General features: G+C 30.1%; 17 protein-coding genes and 1 riboswitch. Of the genes, 14 read left to right on the top strand and 3 right to left on the bottom strand.

Features of this window, described 5'->3' with window-relative positions; all coding sequences use genetic code 11:
* Positions 1–103: 103 nt before the first annotated feature.
* Together CW733_RS02325 and CW733_RS02320 are read left to right on the top strand one after the other, a co-directional pair.
* Positions 104–1,516, top strand: coding sequence for a S41 family peptidase (locus tag CW733_RS02325; protein WP_100998619.1), 1,413 nt, complete (start codon positions 104–106; stop codon positions 1,514–1,516).
* A complete protein-coding gene (locus CW733_RS02320; RefSeq protein ID WP_100995318.1) occupies positions 1,509–2,201 on the top strand; it encodes a diphthine--ammonia ligase in 693 nt (230 codons plus the stop codon). The genes CW733_RS02325 and CW733_RS02320 overlap by 8 nt, the downstream gene beginning before the upstream one ends.
* 77 nt (positions 2,202–2,278) lie before the next feature.
* On the opposite strand, the gene CW733_RS02315 is transcribed toward CW733_RS02320, so the two are convergent.
* Both CW733_RS02315 and CW733_RS02310 read right to left on the bottom strand, forming a co-directional pair.
* A complete protein-coding gene (locus CW733_RS02315; protein WP_100995316.1) occupies positions 2,279–3,322 on the bottom strand; it encodes a YncE family protein in 1,044 nt (347 codons plus the stop codon).
* 7 nt (positions 3,323–3,329) lie between these two features.
* Positions 3,330–5,180, bottom strand: coding sequence for a TonB-dependent siderophore receptor (locus CW733_RS02310; protein WP_100995314.1), 1,851 nt, complete (start codon positions 5,178–5,180; stop codon positions 3,330–3,332).
* Positions 5,181–5,206: 26 nt separating this feature from the next.
* A riboswitch (cobalamin riboswitch) is annotated at positions 5,207–5,416 on the bottom strand.
* Between the two features lie 191 nt (positions 5,417–5,607).
* On the opposite strand from CW733_RS02310, the gene CW733_RS02305 reads away from it, so the two are divergent.
* The 12 genes from CW733_RS02305 (at position 5,608) to CW733_RS02250 (ending at position 23,302) form a co-directional block, all read left to right on the top strand.
* Positions 5,608–6,783, top strand: a complete 1,176-nt coding sequence (locus tag CW733_RS02305) for an ABC transporter substrate-binding protein (RefSeq protein ID WP_100998617.1) — start codon at positions 5,608–5,610, stop codon at positions 6,781–6,783.
* A complete protein-coding gene (locus CW733_RS02300; protein ID WP_100995312.1) occupies positions 6,784–7,800 on the top strand; it encodes an iron ABC transporter permease in 1,017 nt (338 codons plus the stop codon).
* Positions 7,801–8,592, top strand: coding sequence for an ABC transporter ATP-binding protein (locus tag CW733_RS02295; RefSeq protein ID WP_100995310.1), 792 nt, complete (start codon positions 7,801–7,803; stop codon positions 8,590–8,592).
* Between the two features lie 103 nt (positions 8,593–8,695).
* Entirely contained in the window at positions 8,696–12,781 is a 4,086-nt protein-coding gene (locus CW733_RS02290; RefSeq protein ID WP_100995308.1) for a hybrid sensor histidine kinase/response regulator transcription factor, read from the top strand.
* Between the two features lie 520 nt (positions 12,782–13,301).
* Entirely contained in the window at positions 13,302–15,248 is a 1,947-nt protein-coding gene (locus CW733_RS02285; protein ID WP_100995306.1) for a hypothetical protein, read from the top strand.
* 23 nt (positions 15,249–15,271) lie between these two features.
* Positions 15,272–17,236 (top strand): hypothetical protein, encoded by a 1,965-nt coding sequence (locus CW733_RS02280; protein ID WP_100995304.1) that lies wholly within the window; start codon positions 15,272–15,274, stop codon positions 17,234–17,236.
* 42 nt (positions 17,237–17,278) lie between these two features.
* Positions 17,279–18,406, top strand: coding sequence for an OmpA family protein (locus tag CW733_RS02275; protein ID WP_100995303.1), 1,128 nt, complete (start codon positions 17,279–17,281; stop codon positions 18,404–18,406).
* A 180-nt stretch (positions 18,407–18,586) separates the two neighbouring features.
* Complete coding sequence (locus CW733_RS02270; protein WP_232730386.1) at positions 18,587–20,278, top strand: hypothetical protein; 1,692 nt, start codon at positions 18,587–18,589, stop codon at positions 20,276–20,278.
* A gap of 3 nt (positions 20,279–20,281) precedes the next feature.
* Entirely contained in the window at positions 20,282–20,914 is a 633-nt protein-coding gene (locus CW733_RS02265) for an SCO family protein (protein ID WP_100995299.1), read from the top strand.
* Positions 20,915–20,985: 71 nt separating this feature from the next.
* Positions 20,986–22,371, top strand: a complete 1,386-nt coding sequence (rmuC, locus tag CW733_RS02260; protein ID WP_100995297.1) for a DNA recombination protein RmuC — start codon at positions 20,986–20,988, stop codon at positions 22,369–22,371.
* Between the two features lie 12 nt (positions 22,372–22,383).
* A complete protein-coding gene (locus CW733_RS02255; RefSeq protein WP_369806624.1) occupies positions 22,384–22,743 on the top strand; it encodes a 6-phosphogluconate dehydrogenase in 360 nt (119 codons plus the stop codon).
* 4 nt (positions 22,744–22,747) lie between these two features.
* On the top strand, positions 22,748–23,302 hold the full coding sequence (locus CW733_RS02250; RefSeq protein ID WP_100995293.1) for an acyl-CoA thioesterase: 555 nt from the start codon (positions 22,748–22,750) through the stop codon (positions 23,300–23,302).
* 60 nt (positions 23,303–23,362) lie between these two features.
* On the opposite strand, the gene CW733_RS02245 is transcribed toward CW733_RS02250, so the two are convergent.
* The gene (locus tag CW733_RS02245) at positions 23,363–23,950 is read right to left on the bottom strand and encodes a T9SS type A sorting domain-containing protein (protein ID WP_198520097.1); all 588 of its coding nucleotides are present in this window, start codon (positions 23,948–23,950) and stop codon (positions 23,363–23,365) included.
* Positions 23,951–24,070: the final 120 nt, after the last annotated feature.

Raw genomic sequence — 24,070 nt, 5'->3', positions numbered from 1 at the left:
TTACGACGAACGTGTTTCTATTTTGTTACAATTTATTTTCAAAAAATATTTTATTAAATTAAAAGTAAGTACTTTTAAGCTGAAAAAGAAAACATTACCATATATGAAAACGCCCAAGATAATTCTTGCTACCCTACTGCTACCTCTACTTTTTACTAGTTGTTTTGAAGATTTAGACGATAATCCAATTAGCACATTAGATATAAACGAATTTGTTTACAGTGGATTAGATTCTTACTACTTATATAAAGATAGTGTTCCTAATTTAATTGAAGACAAAGCCAATAGCAGTAATTTTAGCAGCTATTTAAATGGTTTTAATTCACCTGAATCTTTATTCGAAAGTTTAATTTACGACAGAACAAATACTGATAGATTTAGCTGGATAACAGACGACTATATTGCACTTGAACAGCAATTTGATGGTATTACAAAATCTAACGGAATGGAATTTGGGCTTAAACGTTACACTCCAGGAGGAAATGAACTTTATGGTGTGGTTCGTTTTATATTACCAAATACAAGTGCAGAAACTAACGGGTTACAAAGAGGCGATTTATTTAATGCAGTAAATGGTACACAACTAACCATTAGTAATTGGAGAACACTTTTAGGTCAAAATAATTACACCTTAAATTTTGCCGAATATAACGACAATGGCACTTCAGGAACAAACGATGATACTATTGATGCTACAACAAATACTGTTGCACTTTCTAAAATACAATACACAGAAAACCCTGTTTTTAAAACAGAAATACTTCAAGTAGAAGGTGAAAATGTAGGTTACCTTATGTACAATGGTTTTGTTAGTAATTTTAATAACGCTTTAAATAGCGCTTTTGGCGCATTTCAAGCAAATAATGTACAGCATTTGGTTCTCGATTTACGTTATAATCCCGGAGGTTCTGTAAATACGGCAACGCTTTTAGGTAGTTTAGTTACAGGAAGTAATACTGGTCAAGTTTTTGCAAAATTAAAATACAATAGCCAACAACAAGGCAACAACTTTAATTACACATTTGTAGATAATAACAACGGTTCTACGCTTAATAACTTAAACCTAAATAAGGTGTATGTTTTAGCAACAGGATCGTCGGCTTCGGCTAGTGAAATGGTTATTAATAGTTTAGATGCTTATATAGAGGTTATTCAAATTGGAACGCAGACTGTTGGTAAATCTCAAGCTTCTATTACATTATACGATTCTCCAGATTTTACAAGATCTCAACCAGATCCTAGACATACTTATGCTATGCAACCTCTAGTTGCGATTACTGTAAATAAAAATGATGATCAAGTACCTGCAGAAGGCTTAAACCCTTTAATTGAAATAGAAGAACAAGTAAACAATTATGGTGTTTTAGGTAATGTAAACGAGCCTCTTTTAGCTGAAGCTTTAGCACATATTGCTGCTACTAATAAAGTTGCAAGCACTAAAAAAGGTAAAGTTTCTAAAACTATATTTGATAGCAACGATTTATTACCTCATTCTAAGGAAATGTATATTGAGTAATAAAACATATTTTAATTGGAGTACTGGAAAAGACTCTGCCTTAGCATTATACCACTTACTTAAAGACGAGCGTTTTACCGTAGAAAAACTAGTCACCTCTGTTAATTCACATTATAATAGAGTAACCATGCATGGCTTGCCAGTCTCATTATTAATTAAACAGGCCGAATTATTAGAGATACCGCTTCAAACTATTAATCTTCCTGAACAGCCGAGTATGGAAGATTACGAAACAATAATGACTCAAGCTATAAGTCGTTTAAAAGCTGAAGGATTTACACACAGTGTTTTTGGCGATATTTTTTTAGAAGACTTAAAAGCATATCGAGAAACTAATTTAAGTAAAGTAGGTATTTCTACAGTGTTTCCGCTTTGGAAAAGAGATACCAAAGCACTTATTACAGAATTTTTAGATCTTGGGTTTAAAGCAATAGTAGTATGTGCTAGCGCAAAACACCTATCTGAAGACTTTGTTGGTAAAACCCTAACAAAAGAACTTATAGAAAACTTACCCGAAGATGTAGATGTTTGTGGAGAAAATGGTGAATTCCATACCTTTTGTTACGATGGTCCAATTTTTACAACACCTGTTCCCTTCTCTATTGGAGAGAAAATATATAGAGAATACGATACACCTAATACTGAAAATGAAAAAACCGGGTTTTGGTTTTGTGATTTATACTAAATACGAAAAGCCTGCAAAATACAGGCTTTTCGTAGGTTAATTTGTATTTAGATATTGATTAATTAAATTATAACTTATTAGTTAAAATAGATTTTTGAAGCTCCTATTCCAACAGAAAAACTATTCGTTTCTGTTCCTGTTACTATATCATAAACTAATAAAGTACTATTTTCAGTAAAAATTGAATCTGCAACAAACAACTCATTATTTTTAACAGACAAGCCATAAGCAGAACTTGCCGTAATAGAAAATAAAGACGTTGCTGGTAATGCTGTAGCAGCATCTATTAAACCATATACTTCATTGTTTAATATGTAATATGCTATACCATTATCGTAAGCCATTAAACCTGGATGCTCACCATCTGCAAAAGTAAAAGTAGAAATAATTGAATTGTCCGACATATCTATTTTAGTAATTGAAGCCTGTGTTTCATTTCCTGTCCAACTTTCGTTACCTCCAGATAATACTACTAAATCTCCTTGATTATTAATAGCCATTTCATCTGGCTTAGAACCTACAGTTATGGTATCTGTAGTACTATCTGCAGTATTAACTACAGTAACAATATTATTACTACTATAACCTCCTTTATGAGAAACATAAAGTTTATTAGAATTTACTAAAACTTGCTCTGGTCCTTCACCTACAGCAATTGTTGATGTTATAGTATTAGAGTTTAAATCTACAACAGCAATGTAATCATCTGTAGCATCAAATGGATCTGCCCAATCAGATACATAAGCAGTATCACCATCGAAAGCAATATATCTAGGTAATGATAATCCTGTAGAAATTTCGCCTAATTTTTCAAATGTATAACGGTTAACAACTGTAATTGTTCCTGCGTCTACAACGATATAAGCTTTATTTCCATTAAAACCTACAGACTGTAAATACACTCCTAAGTTTTCATTATTTACATTAAAATAAACTTGATTTTCTAAAGTAGATAAATCGTTAGATATGTAAGAAATTGAAGATGGTCCACCTTCTGTACTTACAATAATTCCGTTTTCGTAATCTCCTAAAGGCTCAGAAGGTGTTGCTAAATCGTCATCATTAGAACATGAAAACACTAACAGTGAAAGCGTTAAAATTGAATAAATAATCTTTTTCATAATTGTTTTAAAATTTATAGTGTAATTGAATATTAAAGTTTCTGTTTGACATTGGTCTAAAAGCTACATTTTGATAAACTTCATTAAAAATATTATTAATGTTTAAGCCTAAATCTAATTGGTTTGTTGTTGTTTTAATTACTTTATAGTTAAGTCCTAAATTAGCAACATCGTAAGGTTCTAAACTATAAAAAGAACCTTTTAAATTATCGGCAGTTGTAAAAACACTACCATTAAATAAATGCTGATAATAAGCAGAAAACTTATTAAAGCTATATGCTAAAGAGGCGTTTGCTTTATGAAAAGGCACATAAATTAATTGTTTATTAGTCTCTAAATTCTCAGACACTGTATAAGAGTAATTAGAAGTAAACTTTAATTGATGTTTATTAAATGTTTTTGTAATATCTATACCTATTTCTGCACCATAACTATGAGACTTAGCTATGTTTTTAGGTGACCAAAATCCAGACGAATTTGGTTGCCACTGTATTAAATCTTCAGTTGAAATATAATAGGTGTTTAATTGAAATTGTAACCAATTAAAAGAAACAACATGGCCTAAATCTATTTGATAAGAAGACTCTGGCACTAAATCTAAGTTTCCGCCAGGTTGCCAATATAAATCGTTAAATGTTGGAACTCTAAAATTCTTAGAACCATTAATTTTTAATTTGTAATGGCTCGAAAAACGAAAAGCACCATCCATCGAGAATAATAATGGGCTTTTAAAATTAGACATTACATCTTGGCGTACATTAAAACCTAAATTCACTTTTTTATTAGGGTTGTATTGTAGCAATCCTGTAGCAGAAAATGCGCTTCTATTTGGCTCACCAAAACTACTCCCTTCACCTTCAAAATAATTATAATCTAAAATACTTTTTACAGATAATGTTTTAGATAACTTATAATCGAAATTGTGTTTTAATAGTAACGTACTTACTTCTCCAAAAGAAAAGAATTCAGAATCTTTGTTTTGAAAAAACTCAAAATACTCTTTTAAATAAGCAACCTTCAACGCAGACGTATAAGCCAAACCATTTCTTGACCACTCTAACATTGATCTAGAGTTTCTATCTTCGTATTTACTATTAGAAGGTGTTGCAGTTGTTCCAGAAAATTCTCTTTCACCTAAAAAATATTGATGGTATAGCTTTATAACATCTTTATCAGAAATAAAATAACCCAAATTAGCACTCAAACTTAAATTATTAAAAGCACCATTTTCGTTTACTTGATCTCTGCCTAAATATTTATAGTCATTTTCAGAATCTATATAATTTACACCAATATTAAAAGCAAACTTCTCGTTACCATAATCGGTTACAAAACTTACGTTTTTTGTATCGAAACTTCCATAATTAAGTTTGACATCGTTTTTTAAATGCGAACTAAAACTTAGGGTATTATCTAAATGAATACTTCCGCCAATGGCACCACTTCCATATTGTACACTACCTCCTCCATTTCTAATAACAACTTGATTGATGTTGTTAGTATTTATGGTATTAAAATCGGTTTGCCCATTAAGTTGAGAGTTTATAGAAATACCATTCCAAATAACAGCAGTTTGAGAAGCATTTGTTCCTCTAAAAGAAGGTGAAGACACCATTCCATAACCATTTTCTTTAAAATAAATATTAGAATTAAAACGTAGTAGATTGGTGAAATTTGAGTTGTTTTTGCTTAAAATTGAATCGTTTAGAACGGTAACTTTAAAACCTGCTGCATTTTGATTAAGCTTAACATCGTTTAAAACAACCTCCTCTAACTTATGGACAGAATCTAGCTTAGTTTGAGCTACAATGCTTAAACTAAAAAGAACACCTAATAAAAATAGAATACTTTGTTTCATAATCTTAAAACCTTTCTCCCGAAGATTTTTACGATATTGAAAATGGCAGGTCTCCTGACTCTCGTCTTGCTATCTGTCTTCCCAGAAATTTTTTCCAGTGACTTGAAGGGTGATAACAAGCATTCACTTACGTGAACTAAGATTACAGTTGCGGGAACAGTTCAAGGTTTTAACTTGATTCCCTTTTAATTAACTTTACTTTATTGTAAAGTCAAACCAAAATTCTTTGCAAAAGTAAATTCTTTTTTAAATGCAGACTAATTAAACTTACTTTTTCTTCGTCAGTTTATAAAATAGATAAATGAAGCCTACTAAAAAATGTAGTAAAATAATGCCTCCTAGTATATATATTGTTAAATTTGAACCGTCTTTCATTACTATAATTTTATATAAATTTAAAGGAATCTCATCTATTTAAATGTTACAAATGTTACAGAACAAGTCTTTATTATTACTTTTATTTTCACTTCTATTTTTACTAAATTGTAAGAATGAGAAACATAATTTAACTCCCGATGATTATAATCTAAAGCATAATATTGAAGAGGGAAATGAAACCAAAAACAACTATGCTGAAGGCTTTAAAATTATTAATTATAACGGTTTCGATGTTTTAGAAATCAATAATCCATGGCCTGAAGCAGAAAAAAATTATAGGTATGCATTGATTTCTAAAGAAAGTGCTGCGAAAACCACATTTAATAAAGACGGTTACGATGGTATTATTACAACACCAATAGAAAAAATTGTAGTAACTTCTACTACTCATATTCCTGCTCTTGAACTTTTAGGAGTTGAAGAAACCTTAATTGGTTTTCCTGGAACAAACTATATCTCTTCTAAAAAAACCAGAGCACGAATTGATAATGGAGACATAAGAGAACTTGGCAAAAACGAAGGTATAAATACTGAAGTTTTATTAAACCTCAATCCACACTTAGTTGTTGCTTTTGGAGTAGATGGAAAAAGCAAGTCGCTAGAAACTATTAAGAACGCTAACATTCCAGTAATATATAATGGTGATTGGGTAGAAAAATCGGCTTTAGCAAAAGCAGAATGGATTAAGTTTTTTGGTGTACTTTATAATAAGCAAAAGGAAGCCGATTCTATTTTTAATAGTATTGAAAAAGACTATTTAGAAGCTAAGAAGATTGCAGCGAAAGTTACTAAACAACCAACAATTTTAAGTGGTGCCATGCATAAAGATATTTGGTATTTACCAAATGGAACAAGTACAGAAGCACAGATCTTAAAAGATGCTAACGTTAATTATTTATGGAGAGAAACTACAGGAAGTGGAAGTTTAGCTTTAAACTTTGAAACTGTTTTCGATAAAGCTAAAACTGCCGATTTATGGTTAAGTCCATCATACTATTCAAGTTTAGAAGCACTAGAAAAAGGAAATAAGCATTACACAAAATTTGATGCTTTTAAAAACAAAAACATATACTCTTTTGCAGATACTACTGGAGAAACTGGAGGCGTCTTATATTACGAACTTGGAACTGCAAGACCAGATTTAGTTTTAAAAGACATTATTAAAATCTGTCACCCAGAATTATTACAAAATTACACACCATCCTTTTTTAAACCTTTAAAATAATTGCAAGATACCAACACATACAAAGCTTCTTTTATAGTGTTAACATTAGTTTTAATACTGTGTTTCTTTGCTAATATTAGTTTAGGATCTGTTTCTATTCCATTTAAAACCATTTTCGAAAGTTTAGTTGGTATTACAGATAATTATATTATTCAAAATTACAGATTACCAAAAGCCTTTACTGCTATTTTGGTTGGTTCTGGTTTAGGAATTTCTGGACTATTAATGCAAACTTTATTTAGAAACCCATTAGCTGGTCCTTTTGTTTTAGGTATTACCTCTGGAGCTAGTTTAGGTGTTGCTTTGTTAATTATGGGATCATCGGTTTTTGGTGGTTTTTTTGCTACACTTTTAATTTCTAAATGGAGTTTAGTTATTGCAGCAAGCTTAGGTAGTTTTCTTGTGTTATTAACTGTTTTAATAGTGTCTTCAAGAGTAAAAGACACCATGGCAATATTAATAATAGGTCTCATGTTTGGTAGCATTACTGCTGCTGTAGTAAGTGTACTTTCTTATTTTAGTTCTGCCGAAGAATTACAACGTTACATTTTTTGGGGCTTTGGGAGTTTAGGTGATTTACAATGGAGCGAACTTAAAATATTTGGGTTCATTTACGCTCTTGGAATTGTATTTAGTATCGCTTCAATTAAAGCATTAAACACACTTTTACTAGGAGAAAATTATGCAAAAAGCTTAGGTTTAAATATTAAACAAAGCAGATTAATCGTTATTATAGCAACCAGTTTATTAGCAGGTACAATAACTGCTTTTGCTGGACCAATAGCCTTTATAGGTTTAGCAATTCCGCACATAACAAGACAGGTTTTTAATACCTCTAATCATAAAATATTATTACCAGCAGTGTTTTTAATTGGTGCCATTGTTATGCTTATTTGCGATAGTATTGCACAATTACCAACAAGCGATTATACCTTACCAATTAATGCTATAACCTCTTTAATTGGTGCACCTGTTGTTATTTGGCTATTGGTTAGAAAACGTAAAATGGTGTTTTAAATGGAAAAAAATATAGAACATACCATCCTAGAAACAAAAAACCTTTCCATTGGCTACAAGTCTAAAAAGGCTGAAACTATTATTGCTTCAAATATTAATTTACAATTAAAAGAAGGGCAGTTAATAGGATTAGTTGGTGCTAATGGTATTGGAAAATCTACATTATTAAGAACCTTAACACAAGTACAGCCCAAATTAGCTGGTGCTCTCTATTTAAATAATAAACCATTAGATAAATACGATAATTTAGAATTAGCACAAGCAATGAGTTTGGTTTTAACCGAACAAATAGCCTCAAAAAACTTATCGGTTTTCGAACTTGTTGCACTTGGTAGACAACCATATACCAATTGGGTAGGTAGTTTATCTGAAACTGATATTTTAATAATAAACAAAGCCATTACACAAACAAACATTGAAGATTTAAAACATAAAAAATGTTTTGAACTTAGTGATGGACAGCTTCAAAAAGTAATGATTACACGTGCATTAGCACAAGATACCGACTTAATAATTCTAGATGAACCTACCACGCATTTAGATATGTATCACAAAGCATACATTCTTAAACTACTTCAAAAGTTAGCTAAAGAAACTGGCAAGACTATATTATTTTCTTCTCACGAAATAGATTTAGCAATACAGTTATGCGATACAATGATAGTAATGACAAAAGATAATGTGATTACCGATTCTCCAAAAAGCTTAATTAAAAAGGGTGTTTTCGAAACACTTTTCCCAAAAGACTTAATTGTATTCGATGAAAACTCTGGAACTTTTAGAGTGAACTAAAAACGATTGTTAAAAATTTCTATCATTAAATTCTACTAATTCCATAAAATTAGATTTTTATATACCATTTTGGTTTCTACGCAAAAACATCTAACTTGCTTATATGCAAAGGATAAACAAAAAGATTTTAATAAAAACGAAGCTTATACATTCTATTAGTATTGTATTACAACTATCTTTATTTTCTTTTTATTATACTTCTGCGCAAAATAATCTACCAAGTATTAAACATTTTTCGTTAGAAGAAGGGCTGTCTCAAGTTACCATTAATGACCTATTACAAGATAAAACTGGTTTTGTTTGGATAGCAACACAAGATGGTTTAAATAGATTTGATGGTACAAATTTTAAGCATTATAAGTACCAAGAGTTAGATTCTACAAGTATTCCCGGAAACTTAACAAATGTATTATTAGAAGATAAAAACACAAACATATGGGTAGGATCTATTGGTAATGGCCTTTCTTATTATAACCAAAAACTAGAACGTTTTTATAAAGTAAAATTAAAATATGCAAAAAACGAAAATGAAACCATATCTGATTTAGATATAGATAATCAAGGTAATGTATGGGTAGCATCTAGACTCTCGGGATTGCACAAGCTTAAAAGCTTAGAGAATAACACCTTTTTACAAGAAAATTATTTTAATAATCAATCATTAAGTGCCTTACTCTATCAATCTAACAATAACAATCTCTGGGTTGGCGATTTTAATGGTAACGTTTATAAAATTAACTCTTCTGAGAGCTTTAACCCTAACATTAAACCAGAATTTACAATTAAAAGTCGTGTTCGCTGCTTTTTTAATACAGGAAAGCACTTATTAATTGGGAGCGATTATGGCTTATATATCTATACTTTTAAAAGTAAAAAGTTAGAGCTATTCAAGTTTGAATTAGAAAACCTTATCTCGGTAAAGTTTATATCCTCTTTTTTAAAAGGAAATGATGATTCTGTATGGATTGGAACTGGAAATGGTCTTTTTCTATTAAACTGGAAAAAAATGAAAATAATTCGTGAAATAGAAAAATCAAAAAATAACAAAGATTTATTAAGCAATAATACGGTTACTGCTTTACTAAATATTGATAAAGATAAAATACTTGTAGGCACTGCAAATAATTTAAATCTACTAAATTTTAAACCTCCTCTTTTTAAAAATATATCAAAAAACAAACAAGGTAATCACCTCCTTAATGATAATGTTATTTTTTCAATTCTAAGAGATAAAACAGATTTATGGGTTGGCACTTCAGATGGTGGATTAAATTTAATAAGAAATGGTGTTCCTTATTATTTTGAAAAGGTAAAAAACGACTCTTCAATTACATTTGGTACTGTAAGAGAAATAATTAAAGACCATAAAAACCAAAGACTTTGGGTGGCAACCACAAGAGGTTTACGTATGTTAAACCTAAAAACATTTGACCCTAAGCAACCAAAATTTAAAGTATTTAGATACAATCCTAACGATATAAATTCTATAAGTGGCGATTTTTTAAAAGGAATGACACTAGATTATAATAATAATATTTGGGGAGCAACTTATGGATATGGTATTTTTAGATTAGAAATAAAAAACAACGATAATATAAAAATAACTCGCTACGAAAATAATCCTGTAAACAAAAACTCCTTACAAAGTAATGTAACTATGTGTGTAAAAACCGATAGACAAAACAATGTTTGGATTGGTACGCAAGGAGGATTAACCAAACTATATTTTAATAACAATAATTATACTAATCCCGTTTTTACAAACTATAATAAAAATTCTTCAAAAAAAGAAAGCCTTTCTAATAACTCCGTTTACGACATATTAATAGACAAAAATGACAGTATTTGGCTAGGTACTCGCCATGGATTAAATTTATTCACAGGCAATAACACTTTTGTTTCATGGAAAGAGCAAAGCCAATTCCCTAATGCAGCAGTTTATAGTATACAAGATGATAATAAAGGAAATCTTTGGCTAGGTACAAATGACGGTTTAGTAAAATTTAATACTAAAAACAGGAAATTCACTCAATATAGCACACAAGATGGTATACAAAGTAACGAGTTTGATATTCATGCCAAATTTAAAGATAGTTTAGGCACTATATATTTAGGAGGCATTGGAGGTGTAACATATTTTAATCCAGAAGAAATAGAAGCTATTGATATAAAAAAAACAATTTACTTCTCAGAATTAAAAATAAAAGATTCTGTTATAAAGCCAAATAGCAAAAAAAACAATGTGTTAAGTAAATCTATAATAAATACAAGTTTATTAGAGTTTAAACATAATCAGTTTCCATTTTATTTAGAATTTTCATCAATAGATTTTCGTCATTATAAAAATGTGAAATATGGCTACAAACTTTTACCAACAGACGAGAATTGGAATATGTTAACTGGTTCAAAAATTCAATTTCTTAATTTACCTTCTGGCAAGTACACTTTACAAATAAATGGTTTTTCTAGAGGAATAGAGTGGGATAAAAAACCATTAGAAATGAAATTAAATATTTCACCACCATGGTGGTTAAGTACTTTAGCATATTTTGGTTACTTTATAATATTAATTTCACTCGCTTATTTGTTTTATCGTTTTCAATTATCTCGAAAACTAGCTGTTGAAGAAAGCTTACGTTTAAAAGAAGTTAATCTACTCAAAAACAGTCTATATACTAACATTACACACGAATTCAGAACACCTTTAACAGTTATTTTAGGTATGGTAGAATCTCTAAAGCTCAATGTACAAGATAGGGTGTTTAAAGGTGCAGATAAATCTTTAGAACTAATACATCGCAATAGCGAAAGCTTATTACAACTAGTAAATAGAATGTTAGATCTTGCCAAATTAGAAAGTGGAGTAGTAAAATTAGAACTATATAAATCTGATGTGATTCCATACATTAAATATGTGTGCGAAAGCTACCATTCGCTCGCGCAAGCAAATAGTATAAATCTTACAATTTATTCTGAAATTGACCATTTAGAAATGGATTTCGACGCTAACAAGCTTTCTTCAATAATTTCTAATGTCCTTTCTAATGCTATTAAATTTACACCAGAAAATGGAAAAATAATTGTGCATCTAAACCATGTCATAAATTTAGGTCATGAGTTTTTATTATTAAAAATAAAAGACAATGGACTTGGTCTAACAGAAAACGATTTATTACATGTTTTTAATCGTTTTTATCAAGCAGATAGCTCTACGTCTAGAAGTTACGAAGGCACAGGTATTGGTCTTGCATTAACAAAGGAATTGGTGAATTTAATGCATGGAGACATATCTGTAAAAAGCAAACTGGGGAAAGGCAGCGAATTTATTATTAAAATACCAGTAACCAGAAACGCTATTTTATCACTCCCTCAAACTCCATTATACACATCAAAAACAACAGTTTTAGAAGAGTCTATAGAAGCTATAGAATCCATAAATTCTAATTTACCAATTGCGCTTATTATTGAAGATAACATAGATGTAGTGCATTACTTAAAAACATGCTTAGAGAACAAATACCAAGTGCAACATGCTATAAACGGAAGGATTGGTATAGATATGGCTTATGAAAATATTCCAGATATTATTATCTCAGATGTAATGATGCCTGAAAAAGATGGCTTTGAAGTCTGTTCTACATTAAAATCTGATGAGCGTACAAACCATATTCCTATTATATTATTAACAGCAAAAGTTAGCAACGAGGATCGCTTAACAGGTCTCTCATTAGGTGCAGATGCATACTTATCGAAACCATTTAACAAGGAAGAATTATATATAAGACTCGATCAGTTATTATTACTTCGTAAAAAAATAATTGCGAAATTTAAAACGAGTGATTTTAATGATCTGGTAAAAAAACCTACTAGTAACCCTGAAGATAAATTTCTAAAAAAAATAATTTCAATTATTCATGAAGATATTAATAATCATGCTTTTGGATCTAAAGAGCTTGCTAAAAAACTTTTTTTAAGTGAGTCTCAAGTTTACAGGAAACTAAAAGCTATTAGCGGAAAATCTACTGCACTATTTATTAGATCTATTCGTTTACAAAAAAGCAAAGACCTAATACAGACTACAAATAGAACTATTGCTGAAATTGCCTATGATGTTGGATTTAATGACCCTTCGTGGTTTAGTAGAGCTTTTAAAGAAGAGTTTGGTCTCTCACCAAGTGAATTTAAATAGCATTTTCAGTGTAATATCTTAAAATTTCATCCTTTTCCTTTTCATTTTAAATATTCTATCTTTTTTAACTACATCTCCTCCTCTGCATAAATAATCCTATTTTTTGACAAAATACTACATGTAAAACATGTCTCTAAAAGCAACTACTATTTTAAACAAGAAGCTACATTCCTATTGGTCTTAAACGCATTTAAGGGCTTGATATTGACAATACTTACTACAAATAAATTCTAAATACTCAAAAGTGTCAAATGCATTATTAATTCACGAATAATACAACATTTAGATAATATAGTGAAAGAGTAAACAAACTATAGCTTTTAATATTGTAAAAGCATTAAAGCTATAATTGACTAGTTGTTTCTATTACATCTTCTAAATCATGTTTTACTTGTTCCCTTTTTAATAAGAAGTAAATAAATTTATGGAATACAGCATAGAGAAAAATAGCTTAAAACTAGATTTTTAGAAGCGAAACTTTAAAATAAAAGAGAATAAATAATATTAAATAAAAACCATCATGAAAAAGTTTAAAACCATGAGTTTAAAAAATAAGACAAAGCACTTTGCATTGATTAAAAGAAATAATGTTTTTGCAAAAAAACTCATTTTAATACTATGTTTTGTAGGCTTAGCAACATTAGCTCACTCACAGGCCAGTTTGGCCGCAGAAAATAGAATTGACGACATTGTTGTAACAACCAAAAACGGTGAAAAAAAAATGTACACAGTTTTTAGAGATGCTATAGCAATAGACCAATTTTTCTATATGCCTGGTGCTCTTGCAATTACTAATAAAATTGATAAAGAGGGAAATGAAATTCCAGATTTAACATTGCTAAGGTTTCAATATAATACTGGTAATGAGACTATAGAAGGCGGTATTTTACAAGGTACAATGACGATGGCTGCAGAGCCAGAGGTTATTGAAACTATGAAAGCATACATATTAAAAAAAGCACAAAAAAGTGAATTAACAAAAATGCCACAGTTGAGAAAAAAAATAGATGAAATTAGGTTATCTGCAATGCCTCTTGAAGAATGTGAGTTTAGAATACTCACTAATAAAGGACAATTTTTAGGAAACCCAGATACTAAAACTGCTTTTCAAGGACCATTAATTGCTAATCAAAAAATGGGATTTAGCCTAAATTTAAATGCATTGGGAGCTGCTGTTATTTCAGAACTAGCAACTGGAAAAGGCGGAATCCTAATTCAAGTAAAAATGAAATATAGAGGTCTAACACCTCCATGTGGATATGGTATGGAAGCAGGATGGAAAAATGTATATAGCTTCTATGAACAACAAACAAAAAAGGAAGGAGGCATAAGTTTTTGGAAATTTAAATTTGGAGGTGCAGACACCAAGAACAAACTAATAGAAAGTCTTGAACAAACAAACGATATTAAAATTACACGAATTAAATGTGATACAATTAATAACTCTCCAGAAGATCAGCATTTTCAAAAATTAAAAGATAAAATAGAAAATGAAGTCATGAGTAAAGAGTATCAAGAAAGAGAAGCACACCTAAACCAATTGCAATCTATGTTTGCAAGTACCGAAGATGATGATATAAAAAAGAAATTATTAGATAAAATTACAGATGCCGAAAAAGCGATACAATTTGGCTACCAAAACTCAGTAAAAAATATTAATAAGAGAAAACAAGGCTCCATTTCTTATGATTCTAGGACTCAATATCTACAGTCTCGCACAACTAACTTTTTTAGCATAATTGGATTCTCAAAGTTTAATATGACAGAAGAAGAGTTAAAAGAAAAAGGCCATATTATAGATATTAATGCAAACGATGCGTTTCCATATATAGCAATAGGACTAGAAGAAATAAATCCTGCTTTCGATTTAAGGTCTATAGCGCTAGATATAAGTTATAAAAATAGCGAAGGAAATATACACAGCGAAGCATGTAGATGGACACCAAAAAAGGGCTGGACAAACTTTAATGGCAGCAAAATAGGCTATTTGAGGTTTAATTTAATTGGTGAAAAAGATATTGAAAAAAGAAATGAACCTGCTGTAAAAATTAAGTTACAAGTCAATTCAAAATTACTTAATGGTTCATTTGTTATTGAAAAGGATGTTCAGCTAGAAAAAGGTAATAAAAACATAGATGCTTTAGGGATTATTACTAAGCAATTATCAATTGATGGTAGCAACTTATCGTTCTATAAAATAACTGGTGATAAAACAGATTTAGATTTTGCTGAAGTTAAACTTAAAATAGGTGATTTAAATATTAAAAAATCCATAAAACCCTATGCCCAAAACGGAATTTATGGAGAACCTAAACCAATAGTTTTATTAGTACCAAAAGACAATAGCTCAATATCTAGTGAAGTCACTTTTATAACTAAAAAGGAAGAAATAAAAAAAACAGAGCTTATAGAAATAACCGAAAACACGTTACGAGATTTACAATGGAGAACCTTTGATAATGAATAGAAATCTCATTAAATATTGAAAATATGAAAAATTATACAAATTATATCGTTTTATGTTTTTGTTTATTAATATCCAACTCTTTATATCCGCAAATAAAAAAAACAGCGAAATTAAGCGCCAAAAACCAAGCTAAAGCAAGACTTCTTTTACCAAGTGCTCAAATAATAAAACTTGCTCCTCGAAAAATGATGCCTTATAGAAAAGATAAAATTTGGGTTTTAGGAACAAATACCAGTAAAGGGCATTGGTCCAAACCGCTCACTAATGAAATAAATACATTCTATAAAAACAAACAATATTACACCTATCCCATTAAATTATATAGTTCTAATTGGTCCTATAATAAAGCACATCTAAATAGTAGTTTTACTACATCAATTGGAATAATAAAAAAGAAGGGATACAAGATTCCTAAAAAAGTTTTTAATATAAATACTATAGTACCAGACTGGGATTGGATTCGTAAAAAAAAGATACGGACTATACATTTGGCTGGAACACCTAGTAAAAAAAACGTCTATTTTTTAAAAAAAATAAAAAAAAATCAACTAATTAGCTTTAAGACTGCACATGATCATATTATTGTAACAGACACCTTATACGCTCCTATTTCTATTATAAGTACCGAAAGAGAGAAAAGGAACTATATAAAAATTATTGCCAACTGTATTGTCTATGAGAGCCCTATAAAACCCGCTTCTGTTCACATTAATAGCAAAACGGATTATGTATTTTCTACTAAAAAAATCATATTTAAATCTAAATACGAAGACTTAGAAAAAACAGCTCTTACTCCTGCTCCTCCATTTGTTATTGGCGATACAAATATTAAAATTCATAAAGATCCATATTTAGAAGACGAAAGCAAATTAATGAATCGGTTATTTATTGAGATTATGATGCAAATAGTTAGGGATTTAAATTCGGACATAGATGAATGGGAAAAAGATAAACTTTTAACAGAATTTCAAAATTATAAAAAAAACAAAATAAATCATGACATATTATATAAAGACAAAGACTATGATAATGATTTTAGGAATGTATGCAGTCAGATAGAAAATATAAAAATTAGAAAAAACAGAAAGCTTAAGGATTTAGACCTATTTGTTGAAGGTAATTTTGGAGACTTACCAGAAGTCCCTTTTAAATATTATACCATACCTACTAAAGCGACACTATTACCTGTTAAAAATATAACTACAGGAATACAAGATAAATTGGGAGATATATACTTTAAGGCTGGTGGCGATTCAAAATTATCATTAACCATCCAAACAAAGTTAGGATATGATGCTACAAAACTTATTAAAGCAAATCTAGAACTAAATGCAAAAGGAGTGATTTTAGAAAGTAACACTCCAAAAACAGTAATAAAATTTGAAGAACAACCTTTAAAATCAAGTGGTAAAACAATAGGTAAAATAACACCTATTAGTAATCAAATTCTTCGTTTTGAAATTGACTTACAAGAAGAGAATTTAGACCTGATAAAACTTTTTCTTCAAACTAATAATACTTTTAATTTAGACTATAAAGTCTTTCAAGGACAAAAAGAAGGTAGTCAAAAAATATCTCTTAAAATTCCTGAAAACATTTTAAAGCAATTGGATTTTACCGATTTGCAAAAAGAGTTTAATACCATTGAAAGCAATACATCTACAATCATTGATGCTATTAAAATAACAAGCAATTTATCGCCTGTTTTAGAAAGTACAGGAGAAGGTACTTTAGAATATATAGAAATATCTTTAGCATTCTTATTTCAAGACAAAACTGTATTTCGAGGGCCTAAAAGGTTCTCATCACATTCTGTAAATGGTTCTGAAGAAGAGATTTATTTTATGAAATATTCAGAGGATTATACAATAAAAATAACTGGTACAGCATACTACGAATTTGGCCAAAGAGATATTGTAAATAATAATTCCTTTACTAATACTAAATATATAACACTCCAGGAAAGCATGTTTAAAAAAAACGATTAAGAATTTCCTAAACAATTAATATTAATTTAAACAAAAGTACTCATGAAAAATTATAATAAAATAACAACAGCAATAATTATAATCCTATTTACAATACAACTCCAAGCACAAGGAGATTGGAATGCTCCAACCGAGGAAGAAGAACGTAGTAAAATATATACTATGAAAGATGCTATTAGAGATAAACAATATGTTTTTTCCTTTAATTTTAATAAAAGTTCTGAAACAGCTATGTGGAGCGGTATTTTTTTAATGCTAGAAAAAAGATTTAGATATACAGATTATAATATTACTCTACAATGTTTTAGCAGTGCAGGAGAAAGCGAATCTTACGATAAAGAATTAGCCACAAAAAGAGGTAATGCAGTTAAGAAATTTTTAATAGATAAAGGTATTTCTAAATCAAGAATTAACATTGAAGTATATGGAAATAAAGATATTTACGGCATTAAATCTGAAGGGTTTAATGGACTCAAAGATTATGTCTATCATAGAAGAGTCGAACCCATTTTTGTTCTTAAAGAAAAAAAGAAAATTAAAGATTTTATCATTGACTTTAAAAACGCAGAAACCTTAAATGATGACATTGATGAAGGTCAAGAAATATTTCTTGATCTAATAGAGCCTTATGTAAAAGCAATTAAAGAAGGTAATCACTTACAAAAGCTACCAGGTGTTGGAAGACCATCTTCAGACCAAGATGAATTTTTAGAACAAGCCGAAAGCCTTATTAAAGAAACTGTAAAAGCAGGAACCAATCCTAAAAAACTTGGAAAGCTAATTGCAACTTATGGTCTTGGATCGTTTATTGATCTCTTTACAAGTAATCAAACCAAAGTAATCGCTAAAAACAGGAAAGAGATGTACATCATGATTATAGAAGCATTTACGAAGTACTGCTTTCCTAAATACCCATCTAATAATAGGATAAAACAAGGTAATTATAGTAGCAGTCAAAAGTATCTTTTTTATGTTATTGGTTATGAAATTAGCAAACTCTCAAATCATGAAAAATATAAAATTAGAGCGCGCTTTATTGCAGGGCAAACTCCAGGGTTATCTACAGAGTCTAGAAGTCATCGTTTTAAATATAAAATAAATAATCCATCGACATTTAAAAGTAGTATGTCTTTCTTTTTTGCAAAAAGTGAATATAGATATAGAGATTAATAACTTTTTTATTGTAAGTAAACATCTATCTCTATAACAGTATTTATTTACTCAGCAATACAAAAGTAAATTTTCTTAACATACTAAAAAAGGACAGCTTTCCTGCTAATATAATTGATGAAATAGCATTAATATAAACTCTACAAAATAATCACTATCTTAAATACAAAAGTAAACGCCATGAAATCAATATATTATGCTAATCGTATTATTTATCTTTCTTTTGCCATGCTTTTTTTTACTTGCAAAGACAAAACACCAAAACCAAATCCTGCATTAGCTTCTATAGATTTAAAACGAGGCGAACTATTATTATGCAGTACCGAACAATTTGGTGATGTTAGTTTCTCCTTAGATTGCAACTACGAAGTAAAAGAAACCTTTGATTTAGCCCTTTCATTATTACATTCGTTTGAATATACAGAAGCTGAAAAAGCTTTTGTAAAAGTAGTAGATATGGATCCAGAATGTGCAATGGCATATTGGGGAATTACCATGAGTATGTATCATGGTCTTTGGGCACCACCAAGTGAAAATGATCTCAATAAAGGATTACAACTTCTTGCTATAGCAGAAACATTGCAAAAAACAGAAAGTGCACAACAATATCTTGGTGCAATTACAGCATTTTATAAAGATTGGAAAACAAAAGACCATCGTACACGCGTATTATTGTATGAAAAGGAAATGGAAAGAATGTATGCTAAGCAGAAAGAAGATACAGAAGCCGCCATTTTTTACGCATTAGCAATAAGAGCTGCTGCAGACCCAAAGGATAAAACCTATGCAAGGCAAAAAAAATCTGGTAAAATATTAGAAGATTTATTTATTAAGCAGCCCAATCATCCTGGAATAGCACATTATATTATCCATAATTACGATTATCCCGAGTTGGCTCAAATGGCATTAAATACTGCTAGACGTTATGCTATTATAGCACCAGCCTCAGCACATGCACAACACATGCCTTCCCATATATTTACGCGTTTAGGACTTTGGCAAGAATCTATAAACACGAATATAAATTCTGCTTCTTCAGCAGTTTGTTATGCTGAAAGTATTGCTCCAAATGCCAATTGGACGCAAGAAATTCATGCGGTAGATTATCTAGTATATGCGTATTTACAATTGGGAGACAATAAGAAAGCACAAGAAGAATTAGATGCCATGCAATCTGTAACTGCCGTTTTTCCTAAAAACCATTTTGCTTCTAGTTATGCGTTAATTGCTATGCCAATTCGAATGGCTTTAGAAAATAAAAACTGGAAACAAGCTGCCAATCTAGAGTTACCTTCCATAGCTTTCCCTTGGGAAAAATTACCTTGGGAAAAATCCATGATGCATTTTGGAAAAGCACTAGGGTATTCACATACTGGAAATATCGCTTTAGCGGAAGCAGAATTAAACACTTTACACATATTACATAAAAAATTAGTTGAAGCAAACGAAACCTATAAAGCAGATCAAGTAAATATTCAAGTGCATGCTGCAAATGCATGGATTCAATTAGCAAAAGGAAATAAAACGGAAGCACTAAATTTAATGCAACTTGCCGCAAAACTAGAAAACGAAACCTCTAAACATCCAGTAACTCCAGGTGAAGTTTTACCTGCAGACGAGCTTTTAGGCGATATGCTTTTAGCTTTAAATAAACCAAAGGAAGCATTAGATGCTTATGAAGTAAACCTTCTTGGACATCCAAATAGGTTTAATGGAATTTATGGTACAGCAATAGCAGCAAAACAATCTGGAAACCCAGAAAAAGCTACTCAATATTTTAAAGAACTTATAGAACTAACTAAACATGTTAATAGTGATAGACTAGAATTAGAGGAAGCTCGATTGTTTATTGCAAAACAACAACCTCTTTAGTTTATGCGTTCTAAAACCTTTATTATTTCAATAGTTTTTGTATTATTTTTATCTTGTAATAAGCAGAAAATCAAACCATTGCCTATTTACAATCCTGCAAATTTAAATAAAGAATTAGTAGATAAAAGCTTAAGAAGCACATCAAAAAACCACACTGTTTTAGATTTTAATCTCATCAATCAAAACGGACAAATTATAACTCAAGACAATTACAAAGGTAAAATTTATGTAACCGATTTCTTTTTTACAAGTTGCGGAACTATCTGTCCGACTATGACAAATAATATGTTCAAAATTCAAAAGGCATTTTTAAATAATCCAGATGTAATGTTCCTATCAATATCTGTAACTCCAACAATTGATAGTGTTCCCGTTTTACACGAATATGCAAAAAACAAAGGTGTTATAGATGTTAAATGGAATGTAACAACTGGTAATAAAAAACACATCTATAATCTTGCTCGTAAAAGCTACTTTGCTGTTGTAGAGAAAGGTGATGGAGGATTACAAGATTTTATACACACACCAAATTTTATATTAGTAGATACAAAAAAGCAAATTCGAGGTATTTATGATGGAACTAATAATGACGATGTTAAACGCATAATTAGTGATATAAAAATCTTACGTAATTAGCTTATATCTTTTCTTTACATTCCTACATTTTTCATCAAAATAATTATCTTTGATAAAATTCAATGTATTACATGAACGACAACATTATCCTTATTCTTGCTATATTAATTTCAGCCATTATTGGTGGTTATTTAGGAATGCTTTTTACTAAACTAAAAAGTAAAAGCGAAAAAAGCACTTTAGAAGAACGCAATAATAACTTACAACAACAGTTTAACGACTTCAAGCTGTTTTCGGAAACAGAGAACCAAAAACAAAACCAAACTTTCGACAATCAGTTAACAGAATTAAAAGAAACTATTTCTAAGATTGAAGTTGAACGTGAAGATATTAGACGTGAAAAAGACTTTTTAAATACGGAATTAGCACGTAGAAATTCGGAATTCGAAAACCTTCAAAAACTTAATCTTAAAAGAGATGAAGAGTTAGAAGAACAACAAAAACGATTACGAACAGATTTCGAGAATCTTGCTAATAAAATTCTTGATGCTAAATCTGAAAAATTCACACTTCAGAATAAAGAAAATATAAAGAGCATTTTAAATCCTTTACAAGAGAAAATTCAGCTATTCGAAAAGAAAGTAGACGATACTCAAAAGGAAAGTATAAGTATGCATTCTGCTTTAAAAGAACAATTGTTAGGCTTAAAAGATTTAAACCAACAAATGACGAAGGAAGCAACCAACCTTACCAGAGCTTTAAAAGGCGACAGTAAAATGCAAGGAAATTGGGGAGAACTAGTTTTAGAACGTGTTCTTGAAAAATCTGGTTTAGAAAAAGACAGAGAGTATTTTGTACAACAAAATTTCACTAGAGAAGATGGTACAAGAGTATTACCAGATATTGTACTACACTTACCAGACAATAAAAAAATGATTATTGACAGTAAAGTGTCTTTAACAGATTACGAGCGTTACGTTAACGCAGAAGACGAGGATAGAGAAACGTATTTAAAAGCACATATTAATTCTATTAGAAGACACGTAGATCAACTCTCTGACAAGAAATATGAGGATTTATACGATATAGAAAGCCCAGATTTTGTATTACTTTTTGTACCAATTGAGCCTGCTTTTGCAGTAGCAATTAATGCAGATAACTCTTTATACAATAAAGCTTTCGAAAAAAACATTGTTATTGTTACACCTTCTACGCTTTTAGCCACTTTAAGAACCGTTGACAGTATGTGGAATAACGAAAAACAGCAACAGAATGCCATTGAAATTGCGCGTCAAGCAGGTGCTTTATACGATAAATTTCATGGCTTGGTAACTGATTTAACTGGAGTTGGAAAGAAAATTGACGATGCTAAAAAAGATTATTCTGCTGCAATGAATAAATTAGTAGAAGGAAAAGGAAACCTTATTACTAGTGTTGAAAAAATTAAAAAGCTAGGAGCAAAAGCAAAAAAAGCGCTACCTGAAAAAATTATAAAACGCGCTCAAATCGACGAATAATAAACTAACAATATGATGAAATTTTTATTTAAAACATTTGTAGTAATACTTCTTATAATAGCTGGTTATTTTGCTTTTATCTATTATGCCTCTTATAGTGAAGGTGTTCGTGCTGGTGAATTGGTGAAATTTAGCAGTAAAGGCGTTTTGTTTAAAACTTGGGAAGGAGAAATTAGCCAAGGTGTTAGTGAGGCTCAAATTTTCAAATTCTCGGTAGAAGCCGGAGAAACTAAAGTTATTGAAGACTTAAACAAATACCAAGGTCGTTTAGTTAAACTTACTTATTTTGAACGCTACAAATCTTTATTTTGGCTTGGTGATACACAATATTTTGTTTCTAAGGTTGAATTAAACACATCTAATAACGAATAATAACATGCCAAATTATAGAAAAGTTGATAGCTCGAGGATAAATCTTTCAGAATTAATGAAGCCTTCCCATTCTAATTTTAGTGGAAAAATTCATGGAGGTTACATATTAAGCATTATGGATAATATTGCTTTTGCATGTGCTAGTAAACACTCTAAAGCATATTGTGTAACTGCTTCTGTAGATACTGTAGATTTTTTAAATCCAATAGAAGTTGGAGAGCTAGTTACAATGAAAGCTTCTGTTAATTATGTTGGTAGAACCTCTATGGTTGTTGGTATTCGTGTTGAAGCAGAAAATATACAAACAGGAAAAATGAAACACTGTAACTCATCTTACTTTACAATGGTAGCTAAAGATGATAATGGAAAATCAATTGAAGTTCCTGGTTTAATATTAAACGATAAGACCGAAGTAAAACGTTACCTAAAAGCACTTAAGCGAATAGAAACTAAAAAGGCTAGACAAGAAGAATTCGATCATCAAGATTTTTCACATCAAGATTATTTACATGAGTTAAAAGGGTATAAAGTTAAAATTGAGCTACCTGACAATTTTTAACAAACAAAAGAGCCTTCAATATTATATTGAAGACTCTTTTAATTTTATAAAACTTAATAATTAAAGTTTTACAAATCGCTTAGTTAAAGTAATATCTTGATCTGGAGACGACAGTCTTACCAAATACAAACCACTATTCCACTTTGCTATATTAACGCTAGAAGATAACTCACTTAAAAGTTGTGAATATACTTTCTTACCTAAAACATCGAAAACTTCAAGTTGTAAACCTTTGTCTGTTAGCGTAGGAATGTTAATATTCATAACATCGTTACATGGGTTAGGATATATTGAAAATTTTGTTGGTGCTTCAAATTGCGGAGTACTTAATATTCCTTCTGCAACAACTGTAATTGTCCCATTCATACTTCCTGGATGTGGAGTACATTCGTAAGGATTAGTACCTATTGAAGTAAATACTCTACTATAAGTCACTCCTGCTCCAGATGCAATAAAACCGCTATCCCAACTTTCTGTGCTTCCTGCTTTACTAGTAACAGTATGAGTACCTGTGGCATAATAGTCCCAAACAACTGTGTCTCCAACCTCTATTGTTCTGTCAGCATTATTATTAGTGCCAGTTGCACTAGGATTAGAGCCAAAACTCCAATCAATAGTAATTGTTTCGACTTGTGCGCTAAGACTCATTGAGCTTATTGCACAAAAAATAAAAAGTAATTTTCTCATCATATAATAGTTTTTTATTAAAAATACAAAAAAAATACCTTTTTAAAATAAAAAAATGAAATAAATGCAAGTTTTTAGTTA

It is taken from the genome of Lacinutrix sp. Bg11-31 (assembly GCF_002831665.1).
In the GTDB taxonomy this organism is placed as follows: Bacteria; Bacteroidota; Bacteroidia; order Flavobacteriales; family Flavobacteriaceae; genus Lacinutrix.
This window is presented reverse-complemented; position numbering and strand designations above follow the sequence as displayed.

What these genes read in the sequence shown, in the direction of transcription:
- CW733_RS02325 (WP_100998619.1), top strand. Translation starts at nt 104, where the DNA reads ATGAAAACGCCCAAGATAATTCTTGCTACCCTACTGCTACCTCTACTT.
- CW733_RS02315 (WP_100995316.1), bottom strand. Translation starts at nt 3,322, where the DNA reads ATGAAAAAGATTATTTATTCAATTTTAACGCTTTCACTGTTAGTGTTT.
- CW733_RS02310 (WP_100995314.1), bottom strand. Translation starts at nt 5,180, where the DNA reads ATGAAACAAAGTATTCTATTTTTATTAGGTGTTCTTTTTAGTTTAAGC.
- CW733_RS02305 (WP_100998617.1), top strand. Translation starts at nt 5,608, where the DNA reads ATGTTACAGAACAAGTCTTTATTATTACTTTTATTTTCACTTCTATTT.
- CW733_RS02295 (WP_100995310.1), top strand. Translation starts at nt 7,801, where the DNA reads ATGGAAAAAAATATAGAACATACCATCCTAGAAACAAAAAACCTTTCC.
- CW733_RS02290 (WP_100995308.1), top strand. Translation starts at nt 8,696, where the DNA reads ATGCAAAGGATAAACAAAAAGATTTTAATAAAAACGAAGCTTATACAT.
- CW733_RS02285 (WP_100995306.1), top strand. Translation starts at nt 13,302, where the DNA reads ATGAAAAAGTTTAAAACCATGAGTTTAAAAAATAAGACAAAGCACTTT.
- CW733_RS02280 (WP_100995304.1), top strand. Translation starts at nt 15,272, where the DNA reads ATGAAAAATTATACAAATTATATCGTTTTATGTTTTTGTTTATTAATA.
- CW733_RS02275 (WP_100995303.1), top strand. Translation starts at nt 17,279, where the DNA reads ATGAAAAATTATAATAAAATAACAACAGCAATAATTATAATCCTATTT.
- CW733_RS02270 (WP_232730386.1), top strand. Translation starts at nt 18,587, where the DNA reads ATGAAATCAATATATTATGCTAATCGTATTATTTATCTTTCTTTTGCC.
- CW733_RS02265 (WP_100995299.1), top strand. Translation starts at nt 20,282, where the DNA reads ATGCGTTCTAAAACCTTTATTATTTCAATAGTTTTTGTATTATTTTTA.
- rmuC (WP_100995297.1), top strand. Translation starts at nt 20,986, where the DNA reads ATGAACGACAACATTATCCTTATTCTTGCTATATTAATTTCAGCCATT.
- CW733_RS02255 (WP_369806624.1), top strand. Translation starts at nt 22,384, where the DNA reads ATGATGAAATTTTTATTTAAAACATTTGTAGTAATACTTCTTATAATA.
- CW733_RS02250 (WP_100995293.1), top strand. Translation starts at nt 22,748, where the DNA reads ATGCCAAATTATAGAAAAGTTGATAGCTCGAGGATAAATCTTTCAGAA.
- CW733_RS02245 (WP_198520097.1), bottom strand. Translation starts at nt 23,950, where the DNA reads ATGAGTCTTAGCGCACAAGTCGAAACAATTACTATTGATTGGAGTTTT.